The 23,105-nt window shown below is 39.9% G+C and carries 20 protein-coding genes, 1 pseudogene and 1 other annotated feature; of the genes and pseudogenes, 3 read left to right on the top strand and 18 right to left on the bottom strand.

The genetic code is table 11. From position 1 onward, the window contains the following. Positions 1-101: 101 nt before the first annotated feature. Both OCF95_RS00100 and OCF95_RS00095 read left to right on the top strand, forming a co-directional pair. Positions 102-2,384: a Xaa-Pro dipeptidyl-peptidase gene (locus OCF95_RS00100; protein WP_261104550.1), complete on the top strand. Its 2,283-nt coding sequence runs from the start codon at positions 102-104 to the stop codon at positions 2,382-2,384. A gap of 466 nt (positions 2,385-2,850) precedes the next feature. Next, entirely contained in the window at positions 2,851-3,321 is a 471-nt protein-coding gene (locus OCF95_RS00095; RefSeq protein WP_020902899.1) for an arginine repressor, read from the top strand. A gap of 43 nt (positions 3,322-3,364) precedes the next feature. Here the strand turns inward: OCF95_RS00095 and OCF95_RS00090 are convergent, their stop codons facing one another. From OCF95_RS00090 to OCF95_RS00005, 18 genes are all read right to left on the bottom strand, one after another. Next, positions 3,365-3,523, bottom strand: coding sequence for a hypothetical protein (locus tag OCF95_RS00090; RefSeq protein ID WP_001808548.1), 159 nt, complete (start codon positions 3,521-3,523; stop codon positions 3,365-3,367). 9 nt (positions 3,524-3,532) lie between these two features. Next, positions 3,533-4,843, bottom strand: a complete 1,311-nt coding sequence (gene obgE / locus OCF95_RS00085; protein WP_000061647.1) for a GTPase ObgE — start codon at positions 4,841-4,843, stop codon at positions 3,533-3,535. A 63-nt stretch (positions 4,844-4,906) separates the two neighbouring features. After that, entirely contained in the window at positions 4,907-5,041 is a 135-nt protein-coding gene (locus OCF95_RS00080; RefSeq protein ID WP_000863852.1) for a DUF4044 domain-containing protein, read from the bottom strand. Positions 5,042-5,099: 58 nt separating this feature from the next. After that, positions 5,100-5,291 (bottom strand): PspC domain-containing protein, encoded by a 192-nt coding sequence (locus tag OCF95_RS00075; protein ID WP_000744434.1) that lies wholly within the window; start codon positions 5,289-5,291, stop codon positions 5,100-5,102. Positions 5,292-5,305: 14 nt separating this feature from the next. Next, complete coding sequence (locus tag OCF95_RS00070) at positions 5,306-6,631, bottom strand: glycosyltransferase family 4 protein (RefSeq protein WP_261010873.1); 1,326 nt, start codon at positions 6,629-6,631, stop codon at positions 5,306-5,308. A gap of 15 nt (positions 6,632-6,646) precedes the next feature. Continuing rightward, the gene (gene cpoA / locus OCF95_RS00065) at positions 6,647-7,690 is read right to left on the bottom strand and encodes an alpha-galactosylglucosyldiacylglycerol synthase (RefSeq protein WP_261104548.1); all 1,044 of its coding nucleotides are present in this window, start codon (positions 7,688-7,690) and stop codon (positions 6,647-6,649) included. 115 nt (positions 7,691-7,805) lie between these two features. Next, entirely contained in the window at positions 7,806-8,135 is a 330-nt protein-coding gene (locus OCF95_RS00060; protein WP_000331925.1) for a metal-sulfur cluster assembly factor, read from the bottom strand. 14 nt (positions 8,136-8,149) lie between these two features. Next, a complete protein-coding gene (gene rpoD / locus OCF95_RS00055) occupies positions 8,150-9,259 on the bottom strand; it encodes an RNA polymerase sigma factor RpoD (RefSeq protein WP_000201903.1) in 1,110 nt (369 codons plus the stop codon). Between the two features lie 2 nt (positions 9,260-9,261). After that, positions 9,262-11,022, bottom strand: coding sequence for a DNA primase (gene dnaG, locus OCF95_RS00050; protein ID WP_261010871.1), 1,761 nt, complete (start codon positions 11,020-11,022; stop codon positions 9,262-9,264). 89 nt (positions 11,023-11,111) lie between these two features. Further along, entirely contained in the window at positions 11,112-11,870 is a 759-nt protein-coding gene (locus tag OCF95_RS00045; protein ID WP_020901797.1) for an ABC transporter ATP-binding protein, read from the bottom strand. Continuing rightward, positions 11,867-12,733 (bottom strand): ABC transporter permease, encoded by an 867-nt coding sequence (locus tag OCF95_RS00040; protein ID WP_214615014.1) that lies wholly within the window; start codon positions 12,731-12,733, stop codon positions 11,867-11,869. Before OCF95_RS00040 ends, OCF95_RS00045 begins: the two co-directional genes overlap by 4 nt. A gap of 75 nt (positions 12,734-12,808) precedes the next feature. After that, positions 12,809-13,804 (bottom strand): tryptophan ABC transporter substrate-binding protein, encoded by a 996-nt coding sequence (gene trpX / locus OCF95_RS00035; protein WP_000792150.1) that lies wholly within the window; start codon positions 13,802-13,804, stop codon positions 12,809-12,811. A 215-nt stretch (positions 13,805-14,019) separates the two neighbouring features. Then, positions 14,020-14,237: a binding site (T-box leader), on the bottom strand. Positions 14,238-14,333: 96 nt separating this feature from the next. Next, on the bottom strand, positions 14,334-17,030 hold the full coding sequence (gene ppc, locus OCF95_RS00030; RefSeq protein WP_033684999.1) for a phosphoenolpyruvate carboxylase: 2,697 nt from the start codon (positions 17,028-17,030) through the stop codon (positions 14,334-14,336). 24 nt (positions 17,031-17,054) lie between these two features. Then, positions 17,055-18,278, bottom strand: coding sequence for a cell division peptidoglycan polymerase FtsW (ftsW, locus tag OCF95_RS00025; protein ID WP_033684998.1), 1,224 nt, complete (start codon positions 18,276-18,278; stop codon positions 17,055-17,057). A 160-nt stretch (positions 18,279-18,438) separates the two neighbouring features. Further along, positions 18,439-19,377, bottom strand: a complete 939-nt coding sequence (gene prsA, locus OCF95_RS00020) for a peptidylprolyl isomerase PrsA (RefSeq protein WP_000727954.1) — start codon at positions 19,375-19,377, stop codon at positions 18,439-18,441. Positions 19,378-19,443: 66 nt separating this feature from the next. Continuing rightward, on the bottom strand, positions 19,444-20,157 hold the full coding sequence (locus OCF95_RS00015; protein WP_004239376.1) for an O-methyltransferase: 714 nt from the start codon (positions 20,155-20,157) through the stop codon (positions 19,444-19,446). Between the two features lies 1 nt (position 20,158). Beyond that, positions 20,159-21,961 carry an oligoendopeptidase F gene (pepF, locus tag OCF95_RS00010; RefSeq protein WP_261104545.1) on the bottom strand — a complete coding sequence of 601 codons (1,803 nt, stop codon included), beginning with the start codon at positions 21,959-21,961 and terminating at the stop codon, positions 20,159-20,161. Positions 21,962-21,979: 18 nt separating this feature from the next. Next, the gene (locus tag OCF95_RS00005) at positions 21,980-22,933 is read right to left on the bottom strand and encodes a competence protein CoiA (RefSeq protein ID WP_000495920.1); all 954 of its coding nucleotides are present in this window, start codon (positions 22,931-22,933) and stop codon (positions 21,980-21,982) included. A 106-nt stretch (positions 22,934-23,039) separates the two neighbouring features. On the opposite strand from OCF95_RS00005, the pseudogene OCF95_RS09900 reads away from it, so the two are divergent. Further along, positions 23,040-23,105: pseudogene (locus OCF95_RS09900) on the top strand (transposase); the annotation flags it as partial.

Raw genomic sequence — 23,105 nt, 5'->3', positions numbered from 1 at the left:
AATATATGTGCTTGTGCATATTATTCTGCGAAGAGATTAATCTTGGTTTTTAGCCATTTTTTTGATATAATAATCTTAAGTATAATTTTATTGGAGGTTCTATGCGTTTTAATCAATTCAGCTATTTAGCGCTACCTAGAGATACAATTATCTTTGAATTAAAAAAGTACGGGTTTGATTTACCAGTCAACATTACAAATAAAAATATGCTTGAAGCGTTTCTTATTCGTTTCTTTTTTAATTACAAAGATAGCACCTATCCCCTATCCAGTTTAGCAGCTGATAAAGAAACTGACTTACTGACATTTTTTCAGTCAGATAAAGAGTTGACTGCAGATATTTTCTATACTGTAGTCTTTCAACTTTTAGGTTTTTCTTATTTGGTTGATTTTGAAGACAGTGATGTTTTTCGTAAAGAGACTGGATTTCCCATTGTATATGGTGACTTGATTGAAAATCTCTATCAGTTACTCAATACTCGTACCAAAAAGGGGAACACTCTTATCGACCAACTTGTCAGTGACGGTCTTATTTCTGAGGATAATGACTATCGCTACTTTAACGGCAAGAGTTTGGCTACTTTTTCTAGCCATGATGCCATTCGAGAAGTCGTTTACGTTGAGTCACGTGTCGATACTGACCAAAAAGGTCTTCCAGACTTAGTCAAGGTCAGCATTATTCGTCCTCGTTATGACGGCCAAATTCCTGCTATCATGACTGCCAGTCCCTATCATCAGGGAACAAATGATAAAGCCAGCGATAAAGCTCTTTACAAGATGGAGGGCAATCTCGAGGTTAAACCTGCTCACAAGATTGAGCTAGAGGAACCTCAACTAAATCTCGTCCAACCCCAAGGTCAAGCTGAGCTTGTGTCAGAAGCTGAGGAAAAGCTAACGCACATCAACGCTAGCTATACTCTCAACGACTACTTCCTTCCACGAGGTTTTGCTAATCTCTATGTCTCAGGTGTTGGTACCAAAGACTCCACAGGTTTCATGACTAATGGAGACTACCAGCAAATCGAGGCTTATAAAAATGTCATCGATTGGCTTAATGGCCGTTGCCGTGCTTTTACTGACCACACGCGCCAACGTCAAGTCAAGGCTGACTGGTCAAATGGAAAAGTAGCTACAACTGGACTTTCCTATCTAGGTACCATGTCCAATGGTCTTGCGACTACAGGTGTAGATGGTTTAGAGGTTATTATTGCCGAGGCTGGTATTTCTTCGTGGTACAACTACTACCGTGAAAACGGTCTGGTAACTAGCCCAGGTGGTTATCCAGGTGAGGACTTTGACTCCCTTGCAGAACTAACCTACTCTCGTAATCTCTTGGCTGGCGACTATATTCGTGGCAATGAAGATCACCAAACTGACTTAGAAAAAGTAAAAAAGCAGTTAGATCGCAAATCTGGTGACTATAATCAGTTTTGGCATGACCGCAATTATCTGCTCAATGCTCATAAGGTAAAGGCAGAGGTTGTCTTTACTCATGGTTCACAGGATTGGAATGTCAAACCACTTCATGTTTATCAGATGTTTCACGCCCTTCCTGATAATATAAATAAGCACCTCTTTTTCCATAATGGTGCCCATGTTTATATGAATAACTGGCAGTCCATTGATTTCCGTGAGTCCATGAATGCCTTATTGACTAAGAAATTACTGGGAGAAGATACAGATTTTCAACTCCCTACTGTCATTTGGCAGGATAATACAGCTCCTCAGACTTGGTTATCACTTGATACCTTCGGTGAGCAAGATAACTTTGAAACATTCTCACTTGGTCAAGAAGAGCAAGTTATTCAAAACCAGTACTCAGATAAAGATTTTGAGCGTTATGGTAAGACATACCAGACCTTCAATACAGAACTTTATCAAGGGAAAGTCAATCAGATTACTATTGACCTTCCTGTAACTAAAGACATTCACTTGAACGGTCGAGCTCAACTCAATCTTCGTATCAAATCCAGTACAAACAAGGGTCTCTTATCAGCCCAACTACTGGAACATGGACAAAAGAAATACCTACAACCTTATCCAGCTGTTTTAAGTGCTAGAACCATTGACAACGGTCGCTACCACATGTTGGAAAATCTTAACGAATTGCCTTTTCGTGAAAATGCACATCGCGTCGTGACAAAAGGCTACCTCAATTTGCAAAATAGAAATGATTTACTGTTAGTAGAGGATATTAAGGCAGATGAATGGATGGATATCCAGTTTGAACTGCAACCAACTATTTACAAGTTAAAAGAAGGAGATACTCTTCGTTTAGTCCTCTATACTACTGACTTTGAAATCACCATCCGTGACAATACTGACTACCACCTGACTGTCGATCTTGAACAGTCTACACTTCTCTTACCTTGTCAAAAGGTATGATATCAGACTTTCAATATGGAAGATTTCCACTTGAACAGTCAAACTACACATAAACTTGGTATCAAATGCAATCCCGATATAGGCTTATGATAGGTCTACACGGAAGCTTTGACAAAAGATACTAAAACCCTAACCAACATGTGTACTCATTAATAATACTCGCTACCACACCACATGTTGAAAAATCTTTGTGAATTAACATTAATCATAAATTCACAATAAGTCGTGACAAAAGGCTACCCTAATTGAATGATTTACTGTTAGTAGAGGACACCAATGTAGATAAACGGATAGATACCCAATTCATCTACACTCAACTAGTGACAAGTTAAAAGAGTGGGATTTTCTCCATTTAGTCCTATACTACTGACTTTGAAATCATCATACGTGACAATACCGCTTACCACCCGACTGACGATTTCGTTCCGTCCACGCTTTCTGTACCCAGTACAAGGAGTAACATTTTATGAATAAATCTGAACACCGACACCAACTCATACGAGCTCTTGTAACGAAAAACAAGATTCATACTCAAGCTGAGCTACAAGCTCTTCTTGCCGATAATGATATTCAAGTTACACAAGCTACACTTTCGAGAGATATTAAAAGTATGAACCTCTCAAAAGTACGTGAAGAAGACAACTCTTACTACGTGCTCAATACAGGCTCTATCTCAAAATGGGAGAAACGTCTCGAAATCTACATGGAAGATGCTCTTGTCTTGATGCGTCCCGTTCAACACCAAGTCCTCCTTAAAACCCTTCCTGGACTTGCGCAATCCTTTGGTTCTATCATTGATGCATTAAGTTTCTCTGACGCTATCGCTACTCTCTGTGGTGATGATGTCTGCCTTGTCATCTGCGAAGATGCAGAAGCTGCTCAAAGATGCTTTGAAGAACTGAAAAAATTCGCTCCACCATTTTTCTTTGAAGAATAAGAAAATTCCGTGTCTGATGTGGCACGGAATTTTGTTATATTCTTTACTGAGATGGATTTTCTTTTTTAGTTCGTGCTAATCTCAGGGCACGATTTGGATTGAGACGATTAAATAGTTCTTCCAATTTCTTTTCATTCCAAACATCTGCGGCAGAAACGAAATTACCATCCGCATCTCGGAAAGATATCGGTTTATCTCCCATATCAGTCTCCTAGTCTACAAATTCAAACTCAAATTTACCAATGCGGACCAAATCCCCATCTTTAGCACCACGCGCACGAAGGGCTTCATCAACCCCCATACCACGAAGCTGGCGAGCAAATTTCATGACTGATTCGTCACGATCAAAGTTGGTCATATTAAAGAGTTTCATGAGTTTTTCACCAGAAAGTACCCATGTTGCATCGTCATCACGACTAATTTCAAAGGCTTTTTCTTCCTCATCAAATCCATAGTAGGCTTCTTCTTCCATATCTGACTCGTCGTAGAGCAAGAATTCTGGTGTCTTGTCTAGCAATTCAGCTGTAGCATCCAAAAGCGTAGCCAAACCTTGCTTGGTCAATCCAGAAATTGGGAAAATAGCTGGTAACTCTTCAAATTCATCGTAGTTTTCAGCCAATTTTTTCTTGAATTCTACAAGATTTTCCTGACTCTCAGGCATATCCATCTTATTGGCTACGATAATCTGTGGACGCTCCATCAAACGGAGATTGTATGACTCTAGCTCTTTATTGATAGCAAGATAATCCTCATATGGATCACGCCCTTCACTAGCTGACATATCAATGATGTGAAGGATGACACGTGTACGCTCGATGTGACGGAGGAACTGAGTTCCCAGACCGACTCCCTGACTAGCTCCTTCAATCAAACCTGGTAGATCAGCTACTGCAAAGGATTCACCTGATTGGGTACGAACCATTCCTAGATTTGGCACAATTGTCGTAAAGTGGTAGGCACCAATTTTAGGCTTAGCTGAGGTGATAACACTTAAAAGTGTTGATTTCCCAACAGAGGGGAAGCCTACTAAACCAACATCTGCCAAGATTTTTAATTCCAATTGTAACTCACGTTCCTGACCTGGTTCTCCATTTTCAGAGATTTCCGGTGCAGGATTTTTTGGTGTCGCGAAACGAATATTTCCACGTCCACCACGACCACCGTGGGCAACGATAAATTCTTGACCGTGTTCAATCAAATCTGTCAAGACCTTGCCTGTCTCAGCATCACGCACAGTCGTACCTTGTGGTACTCGAACTCTAAGGTCCTCAGCACCACGACCATGCATCCCTTTGGTCATTCCTTTCTCACCAGAATCAGCCTTGAAATGGCGATTATAGCGGAAATCCATGAGAGTACGTAGACCTTCGTCTACAACGAAGACTACATTACCTCCACGACCACCGTCACCACCCCAAGGACCGCCATTAGGGACATATTTTTCACGGCGAAAGGCAACCATACCATCGCCACCATTACCAGCCTTGACCTTAATCTTGGCTGTATCTAAAAACATACTCATTTTTTCTTCTCACTTTAAAAAAGGGCTGGGAAATCCCAGTCACAAAATTTTCTTGAATCTATTTTATAGATTACTGAGGGCACCAATTGCAGTTGCAAAAATACCCAAAATACTTGCTACTAACATGATAAGTACGATAAGCAAGGTTAATTTCTCAAACATAGTTTTTTTACGTTTTCCATTATCTCCAAATGCCATTTTTATCTCCTTCGTTACATTCTATTTTCTATTATCTTAGCATGAATTTAGCTAGTTTTCAATAGTCACTTGCTACCGGCGCAATAATCCATAAAATGATATAAGCTACAATTCCTGCCCCATAACAAAATGCAAGAACACCCCATATTACACGAACAATAGTCGGATCAATATCAAAATAATTTGCGACCCCAGCACATACCCCAGCAATTTTTTGATCACTACCACTTCTCATCAATTGTTTTTTCATAGCTATTCCTCTTTCTATTCTTCATGGTCTTTCCAATAATCTCTGATGCTGATTAACTGTGTTTTTGAAGCCCTCAGCATTCGTCTAGAGCCTTTTACAGGCACAGCAACCACCTGTTGCGGTAAATACAAAACTGTCTTAAAGATACGCTGGCTGACCGTATCATCTTTTGCTAAATCTTTCTGGAAGTTATTTGAAATAATGGCATCCAGATAAAACTCATGCACTCGTTTTCCAAAGTTCTCAGCTGAAATCTCGTACAATTTCTCTGATAAGGTATGCTCATCCATATCTGGAGTTGCAATCAGGGCTTCCAAAATAGCTCCGGCCAAATCATGTTCCCCATAGTACAAGGTTCCAAACATTTTATCACTGATAAGATTGTCCAGATAAGGATTTCCGTGAGCAATGACAGGCGTCCCACTAGCTAAGCTTTCCAAGTAAGTTAAACCTTGCGTTTCACTTGTTGAGGCCGAGATGAAGAAATCTGCCGCCTTATAGTAAAGAGCGGTCTCACTAGGAGCAATCATCCCTGTAAAGACAACAGAGTCTTGAATCTCTAGTTTCTGGGCTTGCTCTTTGAGATCATCCAGATAAGGTCCATCCCCAGCAACTACCAGTTTAACCTTGTCTTCCTCTTTCAGAACTTCTGCAAAGGCTGCTAGTACTGCTTGAATATTTTTTTCATAGGAGATTCTCGAAAGACTCAGCAACATCTTTTCATCATCTTGAATCCCTAGTTTACTACATAGTTCTTTCAGATTTTCTTGCTTGATTTCTGGACGTTCAAACTTGGCTAATTCAATCCCTGTTGGAATGACTCGTTTTTCAACCTTAACCTTATAGTCAGATAGCAAGTCATGGACAATCTCACTCGGACAAATAACCCCATCCACATCATGCAGGAAACCTCTGACCAGGTACTTTACCATGCTAGGACGAATCAACATCCCCTTAGCAATATAATGTACATAGTCTTCGTATTGGGTGTGATAGGTATGGATGACTGGAATCTTCAATTCACGCGCAATCCAAATCCCCAACAAGCCAAGAGAAAATTCTGTCTGTGTATGGATAATATCCAGTTGATATTGTTTAGCAATTTCAAGCGCCTTGCTGAATCCTCGATAGGCAAAGCGACGATCCTTAAAAGCAAAGAAGGGAACACTTGGAATGCGGATAATTTGCCAATCTTCATAACGATTGACATCCTTATCTGTCGTCGTAAAGATAAAAACAGCGTGCCCCTGCTTTTCAAGTTCGGTTTTCAAGGTTCGAATACTGGTCGCAACACCTGAAACCTGAGGAAAATAGGTATCTGTAAATAAACCAATTCGCATAGATTACCTCACTTTTTACTTTCTCCCTAAAGCGGCTTGTTTCTCATAAAAATCCAACCAGATTTGTAACAGATGCTCTTCTGAATACTCTCTAGAAATATTCTTAGCTTTTTCTTTCAAATCTTTTAAAGCAGCAGGATTCGCTTGATATTCCAGAATAGCTTCTTTCATCTCTTCTCTATCTGCTGTCGCCCGATAATTTCCCTCCAAAATTACCTTATAAAGATCTAAATCACGCAACATAATAGGAGCTTCACAACTGGCAGCCTCTAAAATCGTCATCGGAAAGAGCTCATTATAACTAGGAAGCAAGAAAAGATCCGCTAGGGCATACAACTCGCGCATCCGCTCTGGTGAGACAATTCCTGGAAAAATCAAATTTTTAGTGGGATTCTCCATAATTTTCTTGTAGCGCTCATAACCATCTGTCATGCCACCAAAAGAGAAACCACCTGCCCAGATAAAGGTAATTTGCGGCAATTCCTCAGCCAGACGGATAAAATCGTCAATCCCTTTGCGTTTCTGAACTTGACCAGCACCTACTACGATAAACTGATTGTCACTAAGACCTAGCTCTGTACGCAGTCTCGCTACCTCTTTCTGTGGAAGAGGATGCCATTTTTCCTTGTTGACAAAGTTAGGGATATAGGTCACTTTTTCACGTGGAATACCAGCTGCCACCAAATCCTCAATAAACATAGGATTGACCACCACCAAGTGCTCCATCCGGTTGTAAAAAGAAAATACATAGCGTTTCACAATTCCCTTTAAGAAAAATGGAATTTTCAAACTCCCCTCGAGTGTATCAGGTAAGAAATGCACATAGCCAATTTTCCTTCCTGATCGTTTCTTCTGGAATGTTGATAAATAATAGGGGAGATCAATTGTATGAAAGTGAGTCACATCTGCCTCTATTGGAAGATTTTCTGTAACAATCAATTGGTCCTTGGCATCACGGTGAAGAAGACGAACTAATTCACGGTAAGCACCTGAAACTCCTTGTCCTGCTACTTTCTCACTTGAACTCAACATATTGATGCGTAATTTCTTTTTTTCCATAACTACTATTATATCATTTTCTTTGAATAAAATCAGCAAAAGAAAGGAGAGACTAGAGGAAAAGAGGGGGAAATTTCCTCGCTTTTCCAATAATCTCTCACATGTTTTTATTTGTTTACTTAATGCCTAGGGCAATACGTGCATAGCGACTCATTTTTTCAACAGTCCAGGCTGGATACCAGACTAATTTAACCTCAGTATCCGTTACTTCTGGCACCTCTGTCATAGCATCATAAATCTGGTCTGTCAAAAGATCTGCCAGGGGACAACCCATAGTTGTCAAAGTCATATCAATCTCTGTTTGCCCTGTGTCGCCGTCAAAACGAATCTCATAAATCAAACCAAGATTGACAATATCGATTCCCAACTCAGGGTCAATAACTTCTTCCAAGGCTGATAAAATCCGTGTTTTGATGTTTTCAATTTGCTCTTCTGTATAAGCCATATTCATCCTCACTCTTAGTCTTCAATAAAATCACGAAGCGGTTTGCTGCGACTTGGTTGGCGTAGTTTTCTCAAAGCTTTAGCTTCAATCTGACGGATACGCTCACGGGTTACGTTAAAAACTTTACCAACATCTTCAAGGGTACGCATTTTACCATCATCTAGCCCAAAACGCAGACGCAAAACATTTTCTTCACGGTCTGTAAGAGTATCCAAGACCTCATCCAACTGCTCACGCAAAACGATACGAGTTGTATAGTCCACTGGATTTTCAATCACTTCATCTTCGATAAAGTCCCCAAGGTGGCTATCATCCTCTTCACCGATTGGAGTTTCAAGGGATACCGGTTCTTGGGCAATCTTCAAGATTTCACGAACCTTGTCAGGGGTCATATCCATACGTTCAGCGATTTGTTCTGGTGTTGGATCTTGTCCCAATTCTTGAAGGAGGTTACGCTGTTCACGAACCAATTTATTGATGGTTTCAACCATGTGAACTGGGATACGGATGGTACGAGCTTGATCCGCAATAGCACGAGTGATAGCCTGACGAATCCACCAAGTTGCGTAAGTTGAAAACTTGAACCCTTTAGAATAATCAAACTTGTCAACCGCCTTCATCAAGCCCATATTTCCTTCTTGAATCAAGTCAAGGAACTGCATACCACGACCAACATAGCGTTTAGCAATAGAAACAACCAAACGAAGGTTGGCTTCCGCAAGACGTTGTTTGGCTTCGATATCACCAGCTTCAACAGCAAGCGCCAATTCTTTTTCCTCTTCATTGGTCAAGAGAGGTACGACCCCGATTTCTTTCAAGTACATACGGACAGGGTCATTAACCTTAGCCGAAGTTGAACCAATCAAGTCCTCATCACTGAGTTCTGGCTCTTCTTCAGTGCTAAGAACACGCGCACTTGGATTTCCTTCGTTATCTGTGATAGAAATCCCTGCATCCTGAATTCGTTGCAAGAGATCTTCAATCCCATCAGCATCCAAGGTAAAAGGAATCACCAGACTTGCATTAATTTCATCATCAGTTGCTGTCCCTTTTTGTTTATGATTACGGATAAATTCTGCTACTTGTACATCAAATGTTGTTACTTCTTTTTGTTTTGTTGCCATTATTACTCCATTCTTCTCTTTTGGGAAATTAAACGTTCCAATTCTTCTAGGGCTGTGTCTGTATCTCCTACATGGCTCGCTTCCTGCACCTTCTTTTTGATTCTCATATTGTCCTGATTCAAGAGAGCCTTGTTTCGAGTCATTTCTACTTCACTAAGTTCCTGAGGTGACATCTCAGCAGGCAAATCCTGAGCTAAGACTTGGTACCAAGCTCTTTCAACTTCATCTGTCTGTTCTGCTAAAACTTCCGGAGGAAGATTTCCATACTGGCCAAGCAAGTCATATAAAACCTGAAATTCAGGAGTGTCAAATGCAAAGTCTTCTCGCAAACGGTAATCATTCAAAACAAGGGGAGATTCCATCATTCGATAAAGTAGATGGGCTTCTGCCCTCATAATAGCCGATAACTGCTTGGTGACAGGCATAGTGATTGGCGTCGGTCTGGAAATTCCTTCCATACGATTCTGCCTTTGCGCCTGACGACTCTCATTAACAATCTGCTCAATCTGGGCATAATCAAAGGACGCCAGACTGTCAGCTAAAATATGTATATAGCTGTTTTGAGCAGTAATAGATTTTTCTTGAACAATCAAGGGAGCTATTTTTTCAATAAACTCAATCTGTGCCTGCAGATTTTCACTGTTTTCAGGCTTATACTGATGAATGTAAAACTCAATCGGACTAATACGAGTTTTCGTTAACAGATAGGCCAAGTCTTCTGGTCCATTTTTTTGTAGATACTCATCTGGATCCAAGTTATCAGGCATGCTGACGATTTGCACAGGCATATCACCAATTTCGTCCAGCGCTTTCAATGTCGCGGCTTGCCCAGCCTTATCGCCATCGTAAACAAGAACCAACTTCTTCGTTAGCCTTTTCAGATGCTCAACATGCTCTCGACTCAAGGCTGTTCCCATGGACGCCACAGCATTTTCGATTCCAGCCCGATAGGCTGCAATGACATCCATGAATCCTTCCATGAGGTAAATCTCACTGGCTTTTCCAGAAGATTTTTTAGCCCTATCCATATGATATAATTCGTAACTTTTGTTAAAAATTGCAGTCGATCGGCTATTTTTATACTTAGAAGTTTGTGAATCCGTTTTCTGCCAGATACGACCTGAGAAGGCAATAACCTTTCCTTGGTCATTTGTCAGGGGAAACATAATGCGATTGTGAAAGGTATCTACAAATTGATTAGCATCCGAGAGATAAAACAGTCCTGAATCTAGGAAATCCTCTTCACGATACTGAGCAGACAAACGTTGATAGAGATAGTTTCGCTCTGGGGGTGCCAAACCAATCCGAAAATGCTTGAGCACTTCATCTGTCAAACCACGCTGATAAAGGTAGTTTCTGGCCTCCTCCCCCATGGTTGTTGTCATGAGAATAGCATGATAAAATTTGGCAGCATCTTCATGCATATCATAAAGAGCTTGGTGGGGTGAAGCTGGCTTCTGCTCACTATAAAGCGGTTTTTCCACCTCTATCCCAACACGCTGACCTAAGATTTGGACAGCCTCCATAAAGGGAACCCCTTGGTACTCCTCGATGAATTTAAAGACATCACCAGAGCGACCACAACCAAAACAGTGGTAAAACTGCTTATCCTCTACAACGTTGAAAGAAGGTGTTTTTTCACCATGAAAAGGACAGAGCCCTAGATAGTTCCGTCCTGCCTTTTGTAAAGAAATCACATCTCCTATGACTTCCACAATGTTGGCATTGTTTTTGATTTCTTCAATGACTTGTTTGTCAACCATACACAATACCTCCATGTTATCATAGTTTACTTTATATAGTATACTTTATTTCAGAAAAAAAGTAAACCATTTCACTCATTTTCCCTACTTTATTCAAAGAGTTGATAATAATCAGAGATTTTCATTTTTGCTTTTTCTTCTTGGTTCAAATCTTGGATAATTCGTCCTTCTTTCATGACAATTAAACGATTGCCATATTTGAGAGCATCTTCCATATGGTGGGTAATCATAAGCGCTGTCAGCTGATCTTTCTTGACAAATTCATCCGTCAATTCCATCAAGGCCACACTGGTCTTTGGATCAAGGGCTGCAGTATGCTCGTCTAACAAGAGTAATTCAGGACGCTTCAAGGTTGCCATTAAGAGACTCAAGGCCTGTCTTTGACCACCTGATAAGAACTCAATCGGTGTATTCAAGTGTTTCTCAAGACCATTTCCTACTTTTTCAATGGTCGCTTGAAATTCATCCTTGTAGCTAGCCAGTCGTCTCGGAAACAGTCCTCGTTTTTCACCACGAAACTTGGCAATCAAAAGATTTTCAGCGACCGTCATACGGGGAGCTGTCCCCATCTTAGGATCTTGGAAGACACGAGACAGATACTTAGCCCGCTTCTCTGGTGAAAACTTGGTAACATCTTCACCTAAAATACGGATGGTTCCACTGGTTAATGACAAGGTTCCTGCAATAGTGTTAAAGAGAGTTGATTTCCCAGCACCATTTCCACCTAAAATCGTGATGAAATCCTGTTCAAAAATTTCTAAGGAAACATCATTTAAGATAATCTTTTCTTCATCAAAGCCATTTTTAACGACTTTGGTTGCATTTTTTAATTCTACAATTGCTGTCATTTGCTTAATTTGGCTCCTTTCAAGATTGTTTGCTTAAATGTTGGAATCATGAGGCAGACTGCTAAAATCACGGCGCTGTACAAACGAAGGTAACTTGTATTAAAGCCAAGCGCAATAACTGCCCACACTAAGAATTGATAAGCGATAGAACCTACAACGATGGCAACCAGACGCTCTGCCAAGCTCAAACTCTTGAAAATAACTTCTCCAATAATCAAACTTGCAAGACCTACAACGATAACCCCGATTCCTCGAGATACATCGGCATAACCTTCTTGCTGGGCAATAAGAGCACCTGCAAGGGCAATCACACCATTTGATAAGACCAAGCCCATAAGCTCCATGCGACCAGTATGAATCCCGAAACTTCTAGCCATATCAGGATTGTCACCTGTAGCAATATAGGCCTGTCCGAGTTTGGTATCCAAGAAAAAGAGCATGAGAGCAATAACAAGACTGACAAAGATAAGACCAGTCAAAAGTTGGTTCAAATCTGAATCAAAAGGCAAAACATCCTGTATTTGCTTGGTTCCAAGCAATCCTAAATTTGCACGCCCCATAATCAAGAGCATGATAGAGTGACAGGAAGTCATCACCAAAATCCCTGAGAGCAAGGTTGGGATCTTCCCTTTTGTATAAAGAAGGCCCGCTGCCACTCCAGCCAAACAACCAGCTCCAACAGCAACAAGTGTCGCTAAAAAGGGATTCACACCTTTGGTTATCAAAGTGACAGCAACAGCTCCCCCAAGAGGGAAGGAACCTTCTGTCGTCATATCTGGAAAGTTTAAAATCCTAAATGTCATAAAGATCCCCAGACCTAAAATAGCCCAGACAAATCCTTGAGAAATAATAGATAGTATCATCTGTTTCTTAACCTTTTCTATACGATTTCTATTGTAAAAAATTGGAGGAGATGTCCCCAACTCCTCCATTGTAGATTATTCAATCACTTGTCCTGCTTCTTTTAGAACAGATTCAGGAATCGTAATACCTAGCTCTTGTGCCAATTTTTTATTGATAACTGATTTACCAGTTGAAAAGACATTGACTGGAGTATCAGCTGGTTTAGCACCTTTCAAAACTTGAGCAATCATTTTACCTGTTGCCACACCAAGGTCATGTTGGTCAACTACAACTGATGCTAAACCACCAGCTTCTACCATGGCAGTCGCACTTGGGTAGATTGGTTTTTTAGCGGATTGGTTGCTTGATACAACTGTTGAAAAAGCTGATGCAATGGTGTTATCAATTGGAACCCAGATAGCATCGACCTTGCTAGTCATAACATTAACTGTTGAAGCAATTTCATTTGTTGAAGGAACTGCAAATGTTTCCACTGTCAAACCTGCTTTTTCAGCATAAGCCTTAAATTCTTCTACCTGAGTTTTGGAATTATCTTCGCTACTTGAGTAAAGAGCTCCGATTGTTTTCACATTCGGTGTCAAAGCTTTGATGAGTTCAACTTGTTGTTGAGCGGGATTGTGGTCAGATACCCCTGTAATGTTGCCACCTGGTTTTTTCAAATCTTTAACCAAGTTCGCACCGATTGGGTCTGTAATAGCAGCCATGATAACCGGTAGATCTTTTGTGGCACTAGCCAAGCCTTGAGCAGCTGGTGTTGCAATCCCTACTACAAGGTCATTCCCATTTGCAACCAATTGTTTACTCATTGTCGCAACCTTACTTTGGTCGCCTTCTGAGTTCATAAAGTCGATTTTAACTTGATCATCTTTATAGCCTTCTTCTGCAAGTCCATCTTGAATCCCTTTATAAATCAAGTCAAGAGAGGGATGGCTCACAAACTGAAGGACACCAACTTTGGCAACTTTCTTTTCATTCTTAGCTTCTGGTTTATTCATTGAAGAGTAAATCAAGCTTCCTGCTACTAAGACTGCTAATGCAGCGATAATTCCAATTAAACGTTTATTTTTCATTCTATTTCTCCTTTTATTCCTTTAAAATACTTCACTTATCTAATACTCTTCGAAAATCTCTTCAAACCACGTCAGCGTCGCCTTACCGTACTCAAGTACAGCTTGCGGCTAGCTTCCTAGTTTGCTTTTTGATTTTCATTGAGTATAAACAAGCGACGCCATCGTTTTCTTTCCATACTAACCTCCATCAAAAAAGTCCTCACACAAAAAACTTGTGTGAGGACGTCGATGCGCGGTACCACCTCATTTATAGGGAATTTCCCTATCGCTCTGTCTCGCAATAACGAGATGCACTGTAAGGTGTGCTCACCGAATTTTTATGATTTCAAATTCTAAATACCATTCAGCCCAATTTTCATCATCATCACTTATCTGTTTTCAGCTACCACAGACTCTCTAAAAAGTTTGAATGATTACTTTTCTGAATGGTTAAATTATATCATTTTTCAACTACTTGTCAAGACTCTTTTAGCATTTTTTTGAAAGATTCAAAAACTTCCCCTATAGAAAAGAGGAAGTTTGAAAGACATCAGCCCGAATTACGCAATCCTGTCGCAATTCCGTTGATGGTTGTATGGATTAATTTTTCTTGATCGCTTGATAATTCTCCTCGGCGTTGACGTTTAATCAACTCCAACTGGATATAGTTGAGAATATTAAAGTAAGGCATACGATAATCCAAACTTGCTTTTAGATATGGATTTTCAGCCAAGAGTTCATCGTAACCTTCGATAGCCAAGATGACTTCCTTGGTGACTTGCCATTCATTTAGAATAGTCTCATAGATTGCTTTTACTTCTTCATCCTCACACAGTTTGGCATATTCAAAAGCAATATTCATATTTGATTTTGACAAGACCATGTCGACATTTGAAAGAAGCGATTGGAAGAAAGGCCAATTTTGGTACATATCTCGTAAGATAGCAATATTCTCTGGATTTTTATCGATAAATTCCTTGAAGCTTGAACCAACTCCATACCAGCCAGGGAACATGACGCGACTTTGCGACCATGAGAATACCCAAGGGATAGCTCGCAAACCACCGATTTCAGTAATAGTCTTACGAGCGGCTGGACGAGAACCAATATTAAAGCTTGAAATAGCCTTGATTGGACTTGACTCGAAGAAATAATCATAGAAATGATCATTACCAAAGACCAAATCACGGTAGATATCGTAACTACGGTCCACCACTTGGTCCATAATAGCTTCGTAACGATTTGAGGTGTTGGTATCGCTCTTCTTCTGAGTAATCATACGGTTAATGGCCGCCGAAACCAACATTTCAAGGTTATAGTAAGCTGCGTCTTTGTTACCATATTTATTGCCAATTACTTCACCCTGCTCCGTCAAGCGGATACGATCCTTAATGGACTTGAGAGGTTGAGAGGTGATGGCTTCATAGGTTGGTCCACCACCACGACCGACAGTCCCACCACGGCCGTGGAAGAAGGTAACCTTAACGCCAAATTCATCTCCAATAGCAGTCAATTGTTGTTGAGCCTTGTAGAGGGTCCAACATGATGATAGATAGCCACCATCTTTATTACTATCAGAGTAACCAAGCATGATTTCTTGGTAGTTATTACGTGAAGCAATCCATTTCTTGGCAAGAGGAAGTGAAAGATATTCTCTCATGGTTTCTTCTGAGTGGTCCAAGTCCTCAATTGTTTCAAAGAGAGGAACGATTTGGACACGAGCTCTTTCTTTATCAACTAACCCTACTTCTTTTAGCAAGATAGCCAATTCCAACATGTCAGATACGCTAGTTGCATGTGAAATAATTGTCTGGCGAATAACGTCATCACCCAACTTATCTTTCAACTTACGAGCAGCCTTGAAAATAGCCAATTCTTTTTCGAGTAACTCTGATTTTTCAACATGAGTGGCAGAAAGAATACGTGGATCTTCTTCTAATTCTTTCAAGAGAAGCTGGCATTTTTCTTCTTCACTTAGTTCACTATAATGCGAATGAATACCAGCTGATTTCAAGAGTTCGGCTACACAAGCTTCATGAACACTAGAATCTTGACGCATGTCAATAGATGCCAAATAGAAACCAAAAATTTCAACTGCCTGAATTAACTCAACAAAATCACCAGAAATCAGTGCTTCGCCCTTATTTTCTAAAAGGGAATCACGAATAGTAATTAAATCCTTATAAAAATCATTAGCTGTTTCATAGCGAGCCCCAACTTCCTTATCCTCAATCAGATAGGTTTTTGTTGCTTGGATTTTTGATTGAATATCAAATAAGGCACGGCGGTAAAGCTCTTTTTCACGGTAGATCGAGTTATCCTTGGATTGACGAGCCATTTCTCTGACTTGCTTGCTCACATTGACAATACTGGTTGAGAGAGAGAACTCACGATAAAGTTGGTAAATCTTTTCATCATAGTAGTTCATGATGACTTCACACTGAGTCATAGCAGATTGTTTCAAGGTATCTGCTGTAACAAATGGATTACCATCACGGTCTCCACCAATCCACATACCCATGGTAATTGGTTTAGGATGTTTCAACTCCAAGCCATGTTTTTTAGCCAGACGCTTGTACTCAGCAGTCAAATGAGGAACTGCCTTCAAAAATGAACTATTGTAATATTCCATAACATTCGTGATTTCATTGGTTACTTTCAATTTCTTTTCACGAATCATGTCTGTCTGCATGATAATCTCAATGTAACGACGGAGATCATTATGCCATTTTTCCTTATTAATCAATCCTAATTTCACATCACGATACTTACGCAAGAGGGTATGGATATGGTTAGTCAAATCCAGCATACTCTTACGTTGTACTTGTGTTGGATGGGCAGTCAAAACAGGGACAACATTCAAGTGTTCTAGAATTTCAACCGCATTTTCTTTTTCTGCAACCATTTTGATCGTTGCCGACAATTTCCCAAGATAATCTTGATCGATATTATTTTGGTGGTTGATTTCATAGGCCAAATCCACATCTTCTGAAATATTAATCAAGAGAGGCAAGATAGAGAAATAGCGTGAAATATAAGCCATTTCATCATTTGACAGACTCGTAACCAATTGGTTCAAGCCTTGATAATCTTCTTGAGTTGATAATTCTTTCAACTCCATGATTTTTGCAAAAGTCTCTGGGGCAAGCATATTTTTAGTGATATCTTCTAACAATTCTGTTAAAATCAATACTTCTTCTTGCACGACAGCTTTATTACTATAGTTTTCTAATTTTTGAAGAGACATAGGTAATCCTTTCCACTATCAACTCTACATATAGTTTGATGAGTGAGCTTCTAACTCCTCATATAATTGGGCACGTTTTTCACTTGCATCAATATTTAAGACAAAGGCGATGGCTACAGACAAGACTAGGAGACTGTTCCCTCCTTGTGATAAGAAGGGGAAGGTTACTCCTGTCGAAGGAATAATGCCCGAAATTCCGCCAATATTGACAAATACCTGTACCAGCATCATCCCCCCAACCCCAATCGCCATCATGGAATTAAAGGGATTCTTAGCACGAATACCGACTAGGATAATCCGCAAAATCAGGAAAAAGACAAGGGCTAAAATCAAGCTGGCTCCCACAAATCCAAACTCTTCAATGACAATTGAAAATACAAAGTCTGTATGAGCCTCTGGTAAATAACCACGTTTTTCGATTGAATTTCCTAATCCTAGACCAAACCAACCACCATTTACCATGGCAAAGTAGGAATTTGCAAGTTGGTGGCCTGCTCCTGCCAAATCAGCAAAGGGATTAAAGTAGGCACTGAAACGCTTAGCAACGTAACCAAATACTGGAACTTTTGAAAACTTATCAACCCCAATCATAGAAATAGCTGATAAGGATAGGGCTGAAACTCCAAACAATACACCGATAAAGACTATAAACCAACGATGAGCAATCCCACTAACTGTATACATAATCAAGGCGACCAGCGCTAGGATTGTAGCATTCCCCAAATCTGGGAAAATAGCCAAACTTCCTATCATTACCAAGAGGACAAAACGCCAATCATTAAAAGCTCGAGGAATCCATTGATTTTGAGTTAAAACTTGAAAATCGTAAATACCAATTTCATCCTGTTGTTTTGAAAAACGTTGGGCCAAGTACCAGACGATGATAATCTTCAAATACTCCGCTGGCTGAATGGTCAAAGGTCCTACTGAAATCCAACCATAGGCTCCATTGACTGGCGTACCAATTAAGCGAGCCAGAGCTAAGAGAATCAGCTCAACAAACATAACAATAAATAAAAGTCGTTCTTTTCTTAAAAAATTCAGTTTCAGCTTATATATCAAGGCAATCAATATTAAACTAAATATCCAAAACATTCCCTGACTTCGAACCAATTGGAGGGCACTTTTACCTTCTTCGATAAGAATGGCACTGGTTGTAGAATAGACTACAATCAAACCCAAAATAGATAAAAGTAAGTAAGGAACTAGAATAGAATAGTTTAACAGGTGCCTCTTACTAATCTTCATAGTATCACCAATCTAATGAGAACAAAAGAAATTATTCCCAAATTCCGTTTATTTTCTAGTTTTAATTGCTATTATACCATTTTTTCCGAAAGAAAAAAACTCTTACCCTTAAGATAGAAGATTTTCTCATAAGAAAAAGAGCATTTGGCTCTTTTCTGTTTTATTCTTTTGAAGAACTGCTTGAGCTTGAATCTCCACCACCGATGTATTGAGTGAAGATATTTTGGAAGGCTTGATCTTTAACCTTGATATTGGCTGCTTGCAATTCTTTTCCGATAATACTTTGAACAAATGATGCGTCGTTTTGTTTTTGAGTTAAGATAACAGTTTTTAATTTTTCTTTGTAATCGTCAATATTAGATGATTTTTCTGTTTTCTTAATCAGTTTAACAATGTAATATTGGCTGCTGTATGCTTGTGTTCCAGTAACACTAATCACATCAGAAACACCGTTTACATCTAACGCAAAAGCTGCTTTCTTAACTTGATCTGGTACTTCTGTTGAAGCAGAATCAAAGGTGATTTCTCCACCATTCGCTTTAGTTTTCTCATCTGTTGAATTATCTTTGGCTAATTGAGCAAAGTCTGCATCACTAGCTTTGGCTTTTTCGAGGACTTCTTTCGCTTTATCCTCATTATCAAGACGAATGATTTGAGCCGTTACATCTGGAGTGTACTCGTCATAAGCCTTCTTGTAAGCATCATCTGTCAATTCAGCTTCTGCTGCTTTCTTAACTGCCAACTCAACCAATTTACTTGTACGAATTTGAGCTTTACGTGTTTCAAGAGTCATTCCTGCTTGCGATAAGACACGTTGGTAGTTCTCACCATATTGTTTCTCTTCTTCGGCAATAGTATCGTTGACTTCTTTGTCATCTACTTCTGAGCCATATTGCTTCTCAAATACTTTTTGGATGGTCATGTTCAACAAGACTTGTTGTGCTGAAGGGTTGCTTTTCACTTGCTCATAAAATTGATGTTCTGTGATGACATCCCCTTTCATGCTGATAAGGTCTGCCCCTTCTGAACCTTTCGAACAAGCTGCTAAAGTTGCTACTGATAATAGTGTAATGGCACCTGCCAATAGTTTTTTCTTCATGTCTACTCCTTTGAGATAAGTGTTACCCTATCTATTTTACTATATTTTCTTAAATTTTTCTGAAAATCATTCGCTGTCAGGCAATTGAACATCTGCTACATTTTTACGAAGCATGAGAATACCGTCCCCCAGAGGTACTAATGTTGCGGTGAGTCCTGGATTGTCTAAGGTTGCATCAAATAGTCTTTGAAGTCCTCTGTAAATAGTTCGCTGACCACGACGGACTTCCATAATATCCTTGGCAACATCACCACCTTGGAAAATATCATCCAAAACAACCACACCACCGACTTCCAAATGTTTGAGGATTTCTGGCAGAAAGACGATGTATTTAGACTTGGCTGAATCCATAAAGACGAAATCATAGGACTCTGTCAAGGTAGATAAGACATCTACCGCATCTCCTTCTAGGAGCGTAATTTGCTTGCGACTGTCAAACTGGGCGAAATTTTTCTTGGCAAATCCAATCATCTCTGGATTGCGGTCAATGGTTGTAATCTTTGCCTTTGGCGCATGTTCTGCCATCAAGAGGGCTGAAAACCCGATGGCCGTCCCAATTTCTAGAATGTTTTTAGGTTGTATGGTTTCCATGAGAAAACGGAAATAAGCAACCGTTTCATGGGGAATAATGGGAATATTTTCCTTGCGGGCAAAGTCTTCCAATTCTTTCAAAGATCCTGTGACTTGCTTTTGGCGCTGACGCATCAAGTCTACAATTTCTTCCTTGACGACAGGACGACGCATGTTATGGTTAGCATTTTTACTATACGATTCAACCATCTTATACCAATCCCAATTTTTCAACAAGGGCTTCAAACTCATTCAAACGACGTTCAAAGACTGCAAAGGCATCGTTGAGATAGTCTTCCTTCTCCATATCAACACCAGCTTTTCTCATGACATTAAGTGGATAGTCAGACTTACCTGCCTTGAGATAGTCGATATAGCGGTCACGGTCTTCTTGACTACCATGGACAATCTTTTCAGCCAGAGCTGAGGCTGCTGCAAAGCCAGTTGAATATTGGTATACATAGTAGTTATAGTAGAAGTGTGGAATGCGAGCCCACTCGTATTGGATTTCAGGATTGTCTTCCTTACTCAAACCATAATACTCTTGGTTCAAGTCTGCGTAGAGTTTATTTAGGAAATCACTTGTCAAGACTTCACCATTTTGATCCGCTTGGTGAATCGCGTGTTCAAACTCAGCAAATTGAGTTTGGCGGAAAACTGTTCCACGGAAACCATCTAGGAAGTTATTGAGAATAGCAAAGCGCGTTGCATCATCTTCCACTTCTTCCAATAATTTCTCCGTCAAGATATTTTCATTGGTAGTTGATGCAATCTCAGCCAAGAAGATAGAATAATCTCCGTAAACATAAGGCTGAGTTTCACGAGTATAGCTTGAATGCATACTGTGACCTGTTTCATGAACAAGGGTGAAGAGATTGTCTAGATTGTCCTGCCAGTTGAGAAGCATGAAGGCATTGGTATCGTAAGAACCACCAGAGTAGGCTCCTGAACGCTTGCCTTGGTTTTCGTAAACATCAATCCAACGCTCGCTGAAGGCACGTTTAACACGGCTCAAGTAATCCTCACCCAAGACTGCCAAGGCATCTTCTGCTTTTTTCAAGGCTTCTTGGTAGGTAAAACTATATTCAACAGATGAAAGTGGTGTGTAGACATCGTACATCTTGAGGTCTGAAATTCCCAAGATTTTTGAACGAAGTTCAAGGTAACGATGCAAGAGTGGCAAATGCTTGCGAACTGCTGCTACCAAATTGTCATAAACACTCTCTGGAACAAAATTCGCAGCGAGGGCTGCATGACGAGCACTCTTATAGTTGCGAACTTTGGCACGGTAGTTTTGCACCTTAACATTGGTTTGCAAGGTTTTGGCATAGGTATGTTGGAATTGTTCATAAGTCGCATAAAGTGCTTGATAGGCACCACGACGCACCTCACGATTTTTAGACTCCATCAAACGTGTGTAAGTCCCATGAGAGAGCTGAACTTCTTTACCATCATCGTCAAGGACATAAGGGAACACAATATCCGCATTGTCCAAGATAGCGAAGGTTTCACTTGCCGAACCAAAGATTTCTCCAGCTCCAGCCAATAATTCTTCTTCACGTTGTGATAGAACGTGTTCCTTGCCTTGTAAAAGCTTGTCAAAATAGTGTTGATAAACCTGCAATTTTGGTTGAGCCTCTAAAAAGTCAGCATACTGCTCTTCACTAATCTCCATAAATTCAGGCTCATAGAATGAAAAGGCTTGGTCTAGCTGGCTGTAGAGAGTCATTGCCTTGGCATAGTACTCTTGGTACTTAGCTTCACGAGTATCCTGATCATTCTTCATATGAGCATAGACGTAAAGCTTCTCCATCTGGCGTTCCATTTCAAGAGAAAATTCAGTAATTTCTAGTAGGCTATCCGCGCTATCCAAGAGATGACCTTCATACTGGCTTACTTTCTCCAGTTGTTCTGTTAAATCTTTTAAGGCTTCTTCCCAAGCCTGGTCAGTTGGGTAGATCGTTGATAGATCCCATGTATCTTTTTCATTTATTTCATGTCTTTGTAATACCATTAGATTCCTCCATCCTTTCTATTCTACCATATTTTTTAAGAAATATTGCTGATAAAAGGCTGGTGGATAGAGCATTTGCCAATCATTTTGAGGATTTTCTTGATAATAGGTTTGAAAATACAGATAATAGCGAATCAAATCTTGCTCAATTTGGCAAAAATTACCTACTAGTGGTCGAATTTGTGGATACCATTCTTTTAGCCCATAAGTCAGGAGATTTTCTCCCTTTTTATAGGCTTCTGCTTGTTCTTTCATCCAAATGGGATTTTGATAGTACAGTTGTTGCCGGATATAACGACAGATGTCCTTGTCCTGAGAAACTGTAAAATGAGATATTTTTTGTTTCTTATAGGGAAAACGTAATATCTCCAGTAAACTACCGTGACCATAGGGAAATTCCTTAATCTGATAATGGAGTTTACCTCGGAGATCTTGGTGAATCAGGTATTTGAGTCTTAAAACTTGTTTTTCACTGTCTAATTCCCAAACATAAAAGCCCATGTTTTGACTGAAATAGAGAAAACCTTGTTGTAGACGAGTCAAACGCTCCTTGAGCCACAGTTTTTTTCCCAGCAACCACAGTACTTGGTAACCCTGACTACGATAGCCCTCGCTACGCTCTTTAAGAACTTTTTGAGGCAAGGGACTACATTGAACCTCTAAAGCTAGATTGCCATTTACAAATACATCCGCAATCTGTTTAAGCTCTGGAAGCAGGTATTCTAATTGCACCTCGGCCTCTTTTTTCAACCAGTGATAAAGGACTTCCTTATTTTCCAGATGTTCTGGACTTTCATTTTCAGAGGAAAAATCACAGTCTTTTAAGGTTTTGTGGGCAAAATGGATCCGGACACTTGGTCCTTGACGCAAACGGAGCTGACCTCCACAAGCTGGGCAGGTGTATGCTTGCTTCTCAAGCTTATCCTCTAACACATTTACCAATTCTCCCCTAGAATCTCTCGCAACAAACATGATTTCCCTCCTTTTCTATATTATTCGTAAAAAAGAAAAAAGATCAGGAAATGTACTGCACCCCAAAAGTTAGACAGAAAAAATCTAACTTTTGGGGTGTTTTATTATGAAATTGAGTTATGATGATAAAGTTCAGATCTATGAACTTAGAAAACAAGGATATAGCTTAGAG

The organism is Streptococcus mitis (genome assembly GCF_946188615.1).
In the GTDB taxonomy this organism is placed as follows: Bacteria; Bacillota; Bacilli; order Lactobacillales; family Streptococcaceae; genus Streptococcus; species Streptococcus mitis_BZ.
The sequence above is the reverse complement of the archived record's forward strand: the minus strand, read 5'-3'. Positions and strand labels throughout refer to the sequence as shown.